This window comes from Enterococcus sp. LJL128, from assembly GCF_056924295.1.
Genome location: NZ_JBXPBP010000004.1, coordinates 175,621 through 189,780, shown reverse-complemented (window position 1 = coordinate 189,780; position 14,160 = coordinate 175,621). Strand labels below are relative to the sequence as shown.

Here is a 14,160-nt window from a genome sequence, read left to right as displayed (position 1 = left end):
CCTCCGATTTATTATTCATTTATCTAATTAATAGTATAGCTTTCCTAGACAACATTAGTCTACAGGATAGCTTTGAACTTTTTATGAAAAACTTTGGTAAAAATTCATTTAAGTGAGAAAAAAATAACCCTAATTATGAAAAAATAAAGAAGAAAGATGTGGAAAACATCTAAAAAAAGTTATCCACAGAATTGTGGGTAATGTGTATAAATCAGCAGGGGAATACATGTTTGTATTGAAAAAGTTGTAAAAATAGTGCTGAAACGATGTCTAACCTGTGGATAAGTCTGTGTATATGTGCATAACTTTGTGGAAATTCTGTGGAATACAAATCTCCTTCATGATAAAATTAGTGGAAAACATGAGAAAAAGAAGAAAAGATGTGAAGAAATGCGTATAAAAATCATTACTGTGGGAAAGCTAAAAGAAAAATATCTGGTTCAGGGAATTAATGAATACCTGAAACGCCTGCAGAGCTATAGTAAAGTAGAAGTCATTGAAGTACCCGACGAAAAGGCGCCGGAAAAGCTTAGCGAAGCCGAAATGCTTCAAGTGAAGGATAAAGAAGGCGAGCGCATTCTTGCTAAGCTCTCAGACAGCGACTACCTGTTTGCCCTAGCCATAGACGGCAAACAGCCCAGCAGCGAAGACTTTGCCAAAGACATCGAGCAGCTGGGCATCTCCGGCAAGTCACAGCTGGCCTTCGTCATCGGCGGCTCACTAGGACTTAGCGACAAGGTATTAAATAGAAGCAATCAAAAAATCTCTTTCGGCAAAATGACTTATCCACACCAGCTAATGCGGCTGATTCTGGTGGAGCAGATTTATCGGGCCTTTCGGATACAAAAGGGGGAACCGTATCATAAATGAAATATGTATCAATTCTTATTCCATAAGGGTCTAAGCTATGTTCATAATTTAGATATCATGAAAAGGGGCAATTATGGTTCTATTTCTTCAGTAACATGGGTATATGGTTTCGTTGTGATCTCGGCATCGGTATGCCCACACGTTCCATAATGGCTTTGATAGGTATCCTCTTTTCTGCCAACATTGAAATATGGGTGTGCCATAGAATGGGAGACCATTTTCCTTATGTTTGTTTCCTTTGGTTTACTGTTCTGGAGAGAAACTGGAATTTACTATGTATTGCTTTTATGCTACACTAAAAAGTAATTATTCTTACCATAAAGATTGTTTTTTATGAACAAAGATTCAAGGCGGAAGGAGTGTGTTTTTAGATGGTAAATATTGCATCAAACATTCCTGCTGAAAACGGAAGTGGGCTGGGAACAAACAATTCTCCTCTTGAAAATTGGGGGGGAGGTCTATGAAGGAACTTTTCAAATTAATAGAAGAAATATCGTTCCCAATCGCTTTAGATAGAAATACAATGCACAAAGTGTATTTCACTATCAACAAACCAGAAACTGAATTACTCCCAAAATCACTAAAAATCTCATTGTTTGGTGCCGTTTCACTTATAATAGGTCTATTTTCTAAAACCAATGGAATTGCATTCCCGATAATATCTGCCCTGCTTGTATTTTTTATATGGATATTTTATTTTAAAAGCCTCCCTTTCTTTAGAAATGCAGCTTATGCAATTGCAACATACCTATTTACTCAAAATGCTGTTGTATTTTATTTTTCGGCTTTAAAAATAACAAGTAATCCAACGATGAATATCATAATATCATCAGTTTATATATTAACAAGCTTCTTATTATCATTTTATATCATAAAGGTGAAGTTAATAGAGGCTATTAAAGAAAAGTATTTGCCCGAAAATGAGCTTCTTCTCAAGATGAAATCTACAAAGCATATAAAGAGATTGATGTCCGTTTTATTTGCTTTTCTTCTCATTGTTATTGGACTTATGCAATTCTATAGGATAAACAAATCGTGGTTGAGTGACCTTGATTCCGATTTTTTATCTGGACTAAATGGTTCTCTATTTGGAAATATACTATCTATATTTTCTGTTATTATTGGTGTAGCTATTCTTATGTTAGTTACTATACTGCCTACTTTAATTATTAATTCAGAGTCTATTATAGATGGTTTATTGTTAAAAAAATTCTCAGAAGAATTTAGACAGGAATATGAGTTTACAAAAAATGAGTGGTATGGATAAAAAAATAAGTAAAGTTGAACATCACTGTTCTAATTTTTTTGTACAGTCAAACGTAGTTTGTTTAAGCGTGTCATTAATTCAATTTTGTATTTTGTTTAAAAGGTATAAGGAAAATAAGACACCAAGTTCTTTTATTGTGGAATGAAAAAGCTGTGTCTATATGGTGAGTGATTATTTTGAAAATGAGCTTTAAAAATAGAGAGCTACGACTGGTATGAGGGAATATCAGTCGTTTTTTTCTAAAATTCATTTGGTATAATAGAATTCCAAGATTACTATTAAAAGACGTTCTAAATATCATAAGTAGGGATATTTTTTGTAAGAGTGATTTGCTGGTTTTTTGTTATCTGAAAAATCAAAAAAATACGGGATAGGAAATACATATAAAAACTGATTTTTGCTGTCGTTTGATATTAATAGAAAAGACTTTCCTGCTCATTAATTATCAGCAAGAAATCTTTTATAGTGAGATGTATTTTTTTAGTTAGAAGATTTTGTTCTAGAGTTGCTGGTAAGGAGATGATTAAATGAAGAAAATAGTCAAAGTGTTTAAGTATTTGCTTCTGGTGACCATTTTACTAGTGATAACCAGCCCAGTTTTGGGAATTCCATTGATAAATAATATTGTTGTGTGGAGAATGGAAAGTGAATTGGAAAATATTCCGGTGCCAAAGGGGACGAAACAAATTCAACATAAGAGTATTGTAGGTAAGCTGAATGGAAACGGAAATGGGGTGGACTATTTAGCCACTTTAGTTGTGGAAAGCAAGCAAAGTTTAGAAGAATTACAAACATATTATAAATCGTATAATCAAGAAATAGATATCATGAGCCAAAAGAATGATAGGTTTAAAAGTAACCTCTTGGAGCGCGGTGAAATAGTATATCAAAAATTAAAAGACAAAGCTGAATTTTCAAATTATTATACAATCTATTTTTATCGTTCAGCTAAGTTGGGTTCAATTCTTGAAAATGATATTCGAGGACATTAATCAATGTTGTGCAATCAAGAAAAAATTGGTATTGATTCAAATTTAGGCTAAGCAAATAGAGTATGAGAGATAATAATGTGACTCACATGTGGTACAAATAATCAATTTTTAACTGTATTTGGATTGAAGAAGTGCGGTTTTTAAGTAATAAAATGAAAAAAATATAGTCTGTTTCTTCGCAAGTGTATGTATCCTAACCTATTGCTCTCAACAAAAAAATCCTAGCTGGAAAATTTTCCAGTTAGGATTTTTGTTACTTATCTTTGATCGTCAACTTTGATTTGGATTTTGTTGATATCACCAGTGCCGCCATCGGCAAAGCGCATAGAATATTTATTTTTATAGTCAGTCTGATAAATTAGGAAGCCGGTTGCTTCTACTACTTTTTCCGGTTCACCATATGCCTCTTTTATGGTATCAGCTGTAACAGAATTGTCTTTATCATCTATTTTTATTCCGCCGGGAAGGGTAATTCCATTATCTAATCTTGCAATTAGAAATACCTCGATTGATAATTCTGAAATATCACAATCCTCTAATTTTTTATCTTCATCAGAAAAATTTTCTATGGTAACTCTTATATTGGCACTACCTTTGTCCATCTGGAAATAAGTTTCGGAATCTCCCGCTTTAATAATATCAGTTGTTTCAACATCGTTACTGTCGTTGGCAGACCAGCCAAATGTTTCAAACTCTTTATACGTAAGCGGAAGTTGAATAACTTCCCCATCCAATTCTATTTGGAACGAGTCCCAACTATCGCTCAATGGACCAAAATCAGGTTTCTCAGTCTTGCTATTGTCGGAATCTTCATCTTCATCCGACGATTCATCGCTAGCGTCGTCATCAGAACCAATATCTTTTGCCTTTTCTAAATCTTCTTCACTTACTTTATAATTGTCTTTTGCATACTGAACGACGAAGTCTATAAAGTCTCCTTTGGATAAATCCAACTCTTCAAGTGTTTCTGTATAGGCATCAAGCGTATCTTCCTCATCAGCTGAATGTTTTCCTTGAAAATAGACTACCTCACTGTCGATATCTTTATCTTTCTCATTATATCGGATGCTCATTATGCTGTCGGGAATTAAGTCGTCACCCTTTTTTTCTAGCTTTACATAGGATTCAAAGGTGATTCCTGTATCTGGGTTATCTATAACGAGAGCATAAACCATATTGTCAAAGGAGCGGTAACTCCTATCTGAGAACAGGTATCCTTTGTCTTTAAAATTTTGAACGGTACCATTTTCTTTCGCTTTTGTGTCCTCTTTCTTTTCGTTGTTACTACCACAAGCAATTAGAATGAATGATAATAAAACTAAAACCCCACCTAAAACAACTTTGTTAAAATTTTTCATAATTTACTCCTTTTTCAATTTTTTTAATAACATAATTCTAAAAGAATTTTACCCCTTTATAAACAAAGAATAGCATACTTAAAATCGTAATTCAAACGCATCAAAGGTTAGATGAGTGTGGAAAGAGAAACGTGTAACGCTCATATGATTTCCTCCCTCTCTTTCTTACATAGTGATAAAATAGATATATAAACGATTGAATAATGATTAATAAAGAGTGGAAAGCTATTATTACTAAAACTATGAAAGGGACTGAAGAAGGAATGGGGATTATTTTTGAAAATAGGGAGTTGGTTGGATGAGTCGAATTGAAAAAGCCTGCTTTTTCATTGTGAGCTGTTGTGAGAATATTGTAACAGAGTCTACGTTTGTCGCTGCCTGTTTGCTTAGCAAATTGGTGACAGGATATATTCGGTAGATGATTGTAGGGGCATAACTAAAAGAGGATATAAATATCCATGTGCGTAAGCGCTTTCTTTGTGGTATGGTAGAGAAAAGTGCAGAGGTGAGTTGAAGATGACGAATGTTGCAGTACCGGGCGGCTCTCAGACAGAAATACTGGAACTGGTAAAAGCTGCTAAAAGGAAGTATGGTTCAGCCGTAAATTTTTATATTTTTGATGAAGCTGAAAATATTGACCAGGATAATTTGTGGACGTACATTTCCTGTGAAAAAGGAACAATGATTCAAAAAGCAGTCCAGAGTTTAACGGACGGGCAGACGCAGATTCTTTTAAAAGGAATCGTTCAAACCCATGACATGCTCAAAGAGGTGTTGAAAAAGGAGCATGCATTAAAAAGCCAGTCTTTGCTTTCCCACGTTTCAATCATTGATATTCCCAAATTAGGCCGTCCTCTATTACTAACTGATGCTGGGATGAATATCGCACCCACTAAAGATCAGCAGATTCAAATTATTGAAAATGCCGTTTCAGTTGCTGAGAAAATGGGGCTTGCAAAGCCGAAGGTTGCCTTGCTCAGCTCTGCAGAAACCTACAATCCTAAAATGCCTTCCTCCATTTTGGCTCAGGAAGTCACTGATTATTTCCGTAATCAAGAGGAGTTTATTGTTTATGGTCCTTTGTCCTTAGACTTGGCTTTATCCAAAGAAGCGGTCGCTCATAAAAAATTTACTGGTCCAATCGAAGGAGATGCTGATATTTTAGTTGTTCCTTCGATTGATGTAGGCAATATTTTTTATAAATCGTTACTTCTATTTGGAAATGCCACAACGGGGGGACTTATTGCTGGAGCCAAAATACCTATTGTTTTAACGTCAAGAAGTGATTCTGTAGAAAATAAGCTTTACTCATTAGAATTTGCACTAGAGCAATTAAAGGAGTGAAAAATATGCTGGAGGTAGTGTTAGTTATTAATCCCGGGTCCACTTCAACAAAAGCGGCTCTTTTTGCTGATGGACAGGTGCTTGCGGAACAAAAAATCGATCATTCTAGTACAGAGCTATCTGAATTCCCCGGAGTTATCCTTCAAAAGGATTTTAGGAGACAGGCAATTCAAACCTTTATCAGCACAAAAGTGGAGCAGCCCTTTATTATGAAGGCGGTTGTCGGACGAGGAGGGCTGCTGAAGCCGATTCCCGGCGGAACCTATGTAGTTAATCAGGATATGCTGAATGATTTGGAAACAGAAAAATATAATACGCATGCCTCCAATTTGGGGGCTATTTTAGCAGCTGATTTTGCCAAACAATATGGTGTCGCTGCATACATTGTTGATCCTGTGGTCACTGATGAGCTGCAGCCGGTTGCTCGGATTTCTGGACTTAACGGCATTGAGCGGCGATCAGTGGGACACATTCTAAACCAAAAAGCGGTGGCTCGGACAGTGCTGGCAAAGCACGGTAAAAAATATGAAGAAAGTCAGGTCGTTGTTGCTCATCTAGGCGGAGGAGTGAGTATTGGAGCTCATAAACTGGGGCGTATCATTGATCTATCCAATGGACTTGATGGAGAAGGACCATATACACCAGAACGAACCGGCAGTTTGCCTTTGGTCAGTTTTGCGGAAAAGGTAGTACAGGAAAAATTAACATTACCAGAAATTAAACGGATGCTTGCTGGAATTGGCGGCTTAAAATCCTATTTAAATGAAATCGATATTCGGGCAATTGAACAGCGGATAGCCGCTGGGGAGGAAAATGTTAAAATTTATTTAGATGGTATGTGCTATCAGATAAATAAAGAGATTGCTGCGATGGCCGCTGTACTGAATGGACAGGTGGATTTAATCATTCTCACTGGTGGAATTAGTTATTCTACTTATATTGTTGAAGCAATCAAACAGGGGATTGGCTGGATAGCACCAGTTGAGGTGTTGGCTGGAGAAATGGAAATGGACGCATTGTACCAAGGAGTGGTACGTGTACTAAGCGGTACTGAACAAGCAAAAGAGTATAAGAGTGTATAGACCAAGTTCTCAAAAAGAATACAAGTAAACTGTAAAGAGGCGTGACTGTAGTATGCCATAGCTCTTTTGACTTGAATAACTGATACTCCAGTCCGTCAATGACTCTGTCTGTGATTGGTCTTTTACTGGTTTGATGGGAAACTATTCTCTTTCAAGGAGCAGTTCATTCAGTCAAAGAACCTGTCTCTGTTTTTATTTTACAGAACTTGGGTCAAGAAAATTATGATATTATTAATAGAATAGAGCTATGTTAAAGATTGAACAAGGGAAGGAGCAACTATCATGGCATTTTGGAATCCGTGGAGCGGCTGCAAGCGAGTCAGCGAAGGCTGCCGCTATTGTTTTATTCATGAAGGAGCTAAGAAAAGACAGCGTAAAGCCGATAAAATAGTAAAGGCACAGAGCTTCGATGCGCCGATAAAAAAAAGTAAGGGGGCTTACGTCATCGACTCCGGTTCAACCATTTATACATGTTTTAAAAGTGATTTCCTGCTTGAAGAGGCTGATGAATGGCGGGCTGAATGCTGGGCTATGATCCGGGAGCGTTCCGATTGCCGGTTTATTTTCCTGACTAAAAGAATCGAACGGCTGCAGGAGTGTCTGCCTAGTGACTGGGGTTCCGGATATGAAAATGTGACTATCGGTGTCTCTGTTGAAAATCAGCAGATTGCTGATAAACGTCTTCCGATATTACAGTCGCTGCCCATTCGCCATAAAAATATTATTTGTCAGCCGCTGCTGGGACCAATTAATCTTTCTGAGTATTTAACAGGAATTGAACTGGTTATGGCTGGAGGAGAATATCACAAAGAGGGACGTCTCATGGACTATCAATGGGTCCTTGACATCCGTCAGCAATGTATCGAGCAGAATGTATCGTTTGAGTTCCGCCAATGCAGTACACATTTTATTAAAGATGGCATCACTTACCGGCTGAATTATCGCCAGCTGTTTTCCCAGGCGAAAAAGGCAGCAATCAATTGGTCTTCCAAATACTAATAATTCCCCTTTCAATCTTCAAATAGTAACTGCATTCTATGACGAGAATACCTGTTTTAGTAAAGTTGCTTTTTAGGTATGAACATTGGAGAAGTGATTATTGGTTTTTCTACAATTCATTTAATTTTATGTAATCTGCTGATGGTTGTTATGAGATTCTACAAATATTAGCCTTTTACAACAAGGATAATCCTATCGTAAATCAGGCTTTTTTCATCAAAGCAGTTTAAAATTAGGGAATTGATAACTGAAATGGCAAAATAGAAGTTTTTCTCTTCCAAATCTTTTGTAGTTGTATAGCTTGTTTACAAATTAAAGATATTCTATTACTATATAAGTATATACAAATTTCAAGGAGGACAAGAATGCCTAAATACAAAGAAATTGCGATTGCCTTAAAGAAAAAAATTGTTGAGGGTGATTTCAAGGAAAGCGAACTGTTGCCTGATCAAGAAACATTGGCTAAATCCTATAATACAAGTCGAGTAACCGTCAGAAAAGCAATACAATTGCTAATCGATGAAGGTCTATTGTATACGAGACGGGGATCAGGGACGTATGTCAGAAATAATATCAAAAAGAACAATAAGAATGTCACGCAAATCAATAGCGTATTTGGTACATCTGTCCAAGAGGGTGTGGCGGTTACCAGTAAAATCATCCGTTTTGATGTTCGCTTTCCGACTCCGTATGAGTCTGAGGAACTGAAGATAAAAACGACCGACCCGGTCTATGATATTAAGCGTGTGAGATATGTAAATAACGAGGCAAGAAGTATAGAAACATCAATTATGCCGCTAAAGTACATCAAAGATTTGGATGAGAAGATTTTGATGGGCTCTATATATAATTATATACGGGATGAGCTAGGTTATATAATTAGTGCTGCGCAGCGTGTGATTATTGCTTCTAAGGCAAATGAATTGGATAGTAAAGAGTTTAATATCGAAGTAGGGGACCCAATTCTGGAGACGAATCAGGTGGTCTTCTTTGATGATGGGACCCCGTTTGATTTATCTGAAACAAGATACCCCTACACTTCAGGAAAAATAGTTGCTGATATAAACTAGCTAGGTATGTTAAAGAAAGGACTTTACTTGTAAATGTCGAGTAGAGTCTTTTTTTATTCCGGTAAATTAGTATATACTTATTTTAATTATGTATTTACAAAAATATTTGTAAGTGTTATCATGTGTTAAAGGTTAGCGCGCAGCTATAAATAATTTGGGAGGTACAAATGGTGGATGAGAATAAAAATCAAAAAAGAGAAGTTTTGATGGGGAAATTTGTTCAGACAGCTCAAAAAATTGGAAATCAGATTTATTTAAGAACGTTACGTGATTCGTTTGCGACTATCATGCCTTTATTCATTTTAGCTGGTATTGCCATTCTGATTAACTCGGTAGTATTAGATTCTACTGGGTGGTTCAAGGATATTATTAGTGCGGATACAATGTCGACTTGGCAAAATTGGGGAAATATTATTACCAACGCAACGTTAAATATCACAGGTATCATCCTTGTGATTGCAATTGGATATTTTCTGGCAAAAAATAGGGATTATGACAACCCAATAGGGGTAGTCATCGCTGTTGTTCCGGCATTTCTGACGTTGCTTCCGCTGATGATTGAGACGACGCCAATCGATGCAGAAGCAGCTGTAACAATCACTGGTGTTATCAGCTATGGAAACATCGGCTCAAAAGGGGTTTTTGCCGCAATCATTACAGGTCTGTTAGCAACTGAAATGTATATTCGTCTCACTCGATCTAAAAGATTGAAAATCAATTTAGGCGACAGCGTACCACCAGCAGTTGGGAAGTCCTTTAACACAATGATTCCTTTGATTATTGTCGTTTCACTATTTGCCTTAGCTTCATTTCTAATTCAGCTAACTGGAAATGATTTTATGTCAATCATTGAGCGCTTCATTCAAGAACCTTTACGTGGTGTTGGAACATCGTTGTTTGGCTATTTATTCTTAGTTTGTCTGGGAAACTTGCTGTTTTCTTTTGGTATTCATCAATCTGTAATCACAGGACCGATTCTGGATCCGCTATTGATGGTAAATATGAATGAAAATATGGATGCAGCGGCAGCAGGGCAGGATGCTCCTCATATTATCAACTCAGCGTTTCATCAAGTATATGGTGCTTTGATGGGCGGAACGGGTTCAACGATTGCGTTAATTCTGGCAATCTTGATTTTTAGCCGCTATCGAGCGTATAGAGATTTGTCCAAGCTGGCTTTAGGACCTAATCTTTTTAATATTAATGAGCCTGTCATCTTTGGTTTGCCTATTGTATTTAATTTACCGATGATTATTCCTTTCGTTTTATCTCCTATTATCGGTACAGGTATTGGATATTTTGCAACAGCGGTAGGGCTGGTAAATCCATGCGTTGTCACAATTCCTTGGACGACACCGCCATTTTTAAGCGGCTTTTTAGCAACAGCGGGAGATTGGCGAGCTGTTATTGTTCAAGCAATCATTATCGTTGCACTGGTATTTTTCTATCTGCCATTTTTGAAGGTCAGTGAACGGGTTGCTCGTGCAAGTGCTGAGCTGACAGTTTCTTAGTCTGTTAAAAAGTTGAAAGAACGATTGATAAAGAAGAATGATGATTGGAATGAGATGATGAAAAAGAAAACATTTTTTTGGGGAGATTCCTCATCAAGTATGCAAACCGAAGGTGCTTGGAATGAAGATGGAAAAGGCCATTCCGTTTATGATATTCGTGAAGCAACGGAAACTACATCAGATTGGAAAGACGGCATCGACCGATATAACCGATACGAGGAAGATCTCGATTTGATGCAGGAGATGGGGATGAACTTTTATCGATTCCAAACATCTTGGTCGCGGGTTAATCCTACAGGTGATGGAGCATTTAATGAAGCAGGACTCTTGTTTTATGACCGCTATATCGATGCGATGTTGGAACGAAATATTGAGCCGATGCTATGCCTTTATCACTTTGACATGCCTCTTCACTTAGCACAAAATTACGAGGGGTTCATGAGTAAACATGTTGTAGAGGCCTTTGTAGAATATGGAAAAAAAGTAGTAGACCGCTACAAAAATAAGGTGAAATACTGGGTTACCTTTAATGAGCAAAACTTGTATTCAACCCCGTTGGCACTACTATATGGCGGTACGTTAACTACAGAAGATACAACAGAAAATATCCATCAAATTGCACATAATATCATGGTGGCACATGCAAAGATTGCTAACTACATCCATGAAACGACAGATGGTGAAATTGGCGGGATGCTGGCCTATTCGAATATGTATCCTGCGTCAAATGATCCTAAGGATATACGCATAGCAAGAGAATGGGACGAGTTTATCAATCAAAACCTTTTAAATGCTTTTTGTGGACGCGGGTATTCCAAACAAGTTCGAACGTTTGAAAAACAGCAGTTAGATTTAGATATATCAGAAGAAGAACTTGCAGAAATCGAAAAAGTAACGAGTGACTTTTTAGCATTTAGCTACTATTGTACTGGTTCCATCAGTCATAAAAACATTCCGTCAGATGCAGCACCAAATTATTATTTATCTTTTGGCGAGGTTGAGAACCCTTTTGTCTCAAATAATCAGTGGAATCTTGGGATAGATCCTCTTGGTTTTAGGGATATAATCAATAAGATGTACCAAAAATACAATATACCGATTTTTCCTGTAGAAAACGGAATAGGCGTAAAGGAAGAATGGGATGGGAAGACAGCAATTCAGGATGATTACCGAATTTACTACCATGAGCAGCATATCAAAGCGATGAAGGATGCAATGATCATTGATGGATGTGATGTACTAGGATATCTTGGGTGGGGACTAATTGATTTGCCGAGCTCTAAGGGCGATATGGAAAAGAGATATGGGATGGTTTATGTCAACAGAGGAAATCATGAGTTGCGTGATATGAAGCGAGTACCTAAAAAAAGCTTCTATTGGTTCAAAGATTTTCTGAAAAAAGAACACGGTATGCTAGGTTGTCAGAAGATTGAGGAGAGATAGAGTGTAAAGCTTGCTATCAAGGGAAGGTATGAATCGAAAGTCAATGGAATATAATTGAAAGAAAAGCTGCTTTCTTATTTGCCTAGGTACAATGTAAAACGTGGAACTTATTCCAAGCTTTATTTATAACTATCTATCAAAGCTAAGTCGGTCAATGGGTATTCTATAATTAACTGTCAGCTCACTACCATCATCTTGAAATTTCGCAGTGTGTCAGCGTATCATACATGTCGCTGAATAAGGACGAAGTATTCAGCTTTAGAAGCATAAAAAACAGTATTGTTTATTGACTAGAGCGTGTCGGAACAAGTTAATGGCGAATAGTTTCAAACCTGCTGGGAAGTTGTCGGCAGAACTACTCGCTTATACGTCACATAAGCCGTGTTTGCTTTTTGTTGTCCACAATCGTTCCTGAAAGTTTCAGCTGCCAAGCTACTTTTTAGTCATGCTCTAATATATCGAGAATAGGGCAATAATCAGATTTTTCTTCTGATTATTGTCCAAAATCTGTTATTGCGGGAAGAAATGATATCAGCTATACTTGATTATGGTAGAAAAAACTTTTTTGCTCAAAATGTCAGGAAGAACATTGGGTAATTATTTATTGAGTTTTCTTGCTCATTTAATCACATTTAAGTTGCTTCTATTGTATTTTAATTATTGGGGGAATAATAAGTGAAGAAAAGTGTGCTAAAAAAAGGATTCATCGGACTAACAACGTTGTTTTTACTAGGGGCTTGCGGCGCTGACTCTGCTGGAAAAGGTGCCACAGAGAAAAGTAAAGAAAGCTCCAGCTCTGCTGAAGTAGCATCAGGGGCTTCTGCAACAGAATATACAGATCCTTCTGAGCTAAAAGACAGCTATGATATTATTATCGTTGGTGGTGGTGGTGCCGGAATGGCAGCTGCTTTATCAGCCAAAGAGGAAGGTATGAATCCGGTGATTTTAGAAAAGCTTCCAGTTGCCGGCGGGAATACGATGAAATCTTCAGGAGGAATGAACGCCTCTGAGACGAAATTTCAGGAAGCACAAGGAATTGAAGATAGTAATGATTTATTTTTTGAAGATACTCTAAAGGGCGGAAAAGAGACGAACGATAAAGAATTACTGCGCTATTTAGTGGATAATTCTTCACCTGCGATTGATTGGCTGGATTCAATGGATATTACACTGGATAATATCAGTTATAGTGGTGGAGCAAGTGTGAAAAGAATTCATCGTCCGAATGATGGGTCTGCAGTTGGCGCTTATCTGGTAGATGGGCTTGTAAGAAATATCTACGAAAAAGACATTCCTTTGTTTGTTAATACAGAAGTTACCAAAATTATTAAAGATAAGGAGCAGGTAACAGGGGTAGAGGTAAAAATAGATGGAGAAACCAAGACTATTTCTGGAGATGCGGTTGTTATTACGACTGGTGGATTTGGTTCCAATAAGGAAATGATTGAGGAATATCGTCCTGAGCTGAAAGATTATGTAAGCACAACATCGGAAGGTAGTACGGGTGACGGTATACGCATGGTCGAAGAAGCCGGCGGCGCAGTGGTTGACATGAAACAGATTCAAGTGCATCCGACAGTTGTACAGGATTCTGGTATGTTGATTAGTGAAACTGTCCGTGGTGAAGGCGGAATCTTGGTTAATCAACAAGGTGAACGTTTCTATAATGAGTTGGAAACTCGCGACAATGTATCTAAAGCTATTACAGCTCTTCCGGAAAGCTATGCTTACCTTATTTTTGATGGTGCATTAGCTGAACGTGCTAAACAAGTAGATTTCTACAAAGATCAAGGTGTTGTCATTGAAGGTGAGACAATCGAAGATTTGGCTAAAGAAATCGATATGACTCCTGAGACATTAAAAGAAACAGTTGATACATGGAACAAAGCAGTAAAAGACCAATCAGACGAAGCCTTCAAACGTACAACCGCAATGGATTATGACTTAACAACTGGCCCATACTATGCGATTAAAATTGCACCAGGTATCCATCATACAATGGGTGGTGTCAAAATCAATACTAAAACAGAGGTTTTAGATAAAGATGGTTCTGCAGTTACAGGCTTATATGCGGCTGGAGAGGTTACTGGCGGAATACATGGACAAAACCGTATTGGTGGAAACGCAGTTGCTGACATTATTGTTTTTGGTAGACAAGCTGGAACACAATCGGCTCAATTTGCAGCTAAGAAATAAATTGTATTTTAGACCTTGGTTTTCCAAA

General features: G+C 37.3%; 11 protein-coding genes. 10 read left to right on the top strand and 1 reads right to left on the bottom strand.

Annotation, left to right across the window (positions count from 1 at the left end; genetic code table 11):
- The first annotated feature begins 390 nt into the window (after nucleotides 1-390).
- From rlmH to AC1Z3K_RS07435, 3 genes are all read left to right on the top strand, one after another.
- On the top strand, nucleotides 391-870 hold the full coding sequence (gene rlmH / locus AC1Z3K_RS07445; protein ID WP_461732360.1) for a 23S rRNA (pseudouridine(1915)-N(3))-methyltransferase RlmH: 480 nt from the start codon (nucleotides 391-393) through the stop codon (nucleotides 868-870).
- A gap of 460 nt (nucleotides 871-1,330) precedes the next feature.
- Nucleotides 1,331-2,137: a hypothetical protein gene (locus AC1Z3K_RS07440; protein WP_461732359.1), complete on the top strand. Its 807-nt coding sequence runs from the start codon at nucleotides 1,331-1,333 to the stop codon at nucleotides 2,135-2,137.
- A gap of 527 nt (nucleotides 2,138-2,664) precedes the next feature.
- A complete protein-coding gene (locus AC1Z3K_RS07435) occupies nucleotides 2,665-3,129 on the top strand; it encodes a hypothetical protein (RefSeq protein WP_461732358.1) in 465 nt (154 codons plus the stop codon).
- A gap of 257 nt (nucleotides 3,130-3,386) precedes the next feature.
- On the opposite strand, the gene AC1Z3K_RS07430 is transcribed toward AC1Z3K_RS07435, so the two are convergent.
- Complete coding sequence (locus tag AC1Z3K_RS07430) at nucleotides 3,387-4,487, bottom strand: hypothetical protein (RefSeq protein ID WP_461732357.1); 1,101 nt, start codon at nucleotides 4,485-4,487, stop codon at nucleotides 3,387-3,389.
- 516 nt (nucleotides 4,488-5,003) lie between these two features.
- On the opposite strand from AC1Z3K_RS07430, the gene AC1Z3K_RS07425 reads away from it, so the two are divergent.
- From AC1Z3K_RS07425 to AC1Z3K_RS07395, 7 genes are all read left to right on the top strand, one after another.
- Nucleotides 5,004-5,831 (top strand): phosphate acyltransferase, encoded by an 828-nt coding sequence (locus AC1Z3K_RS07425; RefSeq protein ID WP_461732356.1) that lies wholly within the window; start codon nucleotides 5,004-5,006, stop codon nucleotides 5,829-5,831.
- A 5-nt stretch (nucleotides 5,832-5,836) separates the two neighbouring features.
- Nucleotides 5,837-6,913 carry a butyrate kinase gene (buk, locus tag AC1Z3K_RS07420; RefSeq protein ID WP_461732355.1) on the top strand — a complete coding sequence of 359 codons (1,077 nt, stop codon included), beginning with the start codon at nucleotides 5,837-5,839 and terminating at the stop codon, nucleotides 6,911-6,913.
- Nucleotides 6,914-7,195: 282 nt separating this feature from the next.
- Nucleotides 7,196-7,912 carry a DUF5131 family protein gene (locus AC1Z3K_RS07415; RefSeq protein WP_461732354.1) on the top strand — a complete coding sequence of 239 codons (717 nt, stop codon included), beginning with the start codon at nucleotides 7,196-7,198 and terminating at the stop codon, nucleotides 7,910-7,912.
- 365 nt (nucleotides 7,913-8,277) lie between these two features.
- On the top strand, nucleotides 8,278-8,982 hold the full coding sequence (locus AC1Z3K_RS07410; protein WP_461732353.1) for a GntR family transcriptional regulator: 705 nt from the start codon (nucleotides 8,278-8,280) through the stop codon (nucleotides 8,980-8,982).
- Between the two features lie 167 nt (nucleotides 8,983-9,149).
- Nucleotides 9,150-10,493, top strand: coding sequence for a PTS sugar transporter subunit IIC (locus tag AC1Z3K_RS07405; RefSeq protein ID WP_461732352.1), 1,344 nt, complete (start codon nucleotides 9,150-9,152; stop codon nucleotides 10,491-10,493).
- A 57-nt stretch (nucleotides 10,494-10,550) separates the two neighbouring features.
- Nucleotides 10,551-11,936: a glycoside hydrolase family 1 protein gene (locus AC1Z3K_RS07400; protein WP_461732351.1), complete on the top strand. Its 1,386-nt coding sequence runs from the start codon at nucleotides 10,551-10,553 to the stop codon at nucleotides 11,934-11,936.
- A gap of 675 nt (nucleotides 11,937-12,611) precedes the next feature.
- Entirely contained in the window at nucleotides 12,612-14,132 is a 1,521-nt protein-coding gene (locus tag AC1Z3K_RS07395; RefSeq protein ID WP_461732350.1) for a flavocytochrome c, read from the top strand.
- Nucleotides 14,133-14,160: the final 28 nt, after the last annotated feature.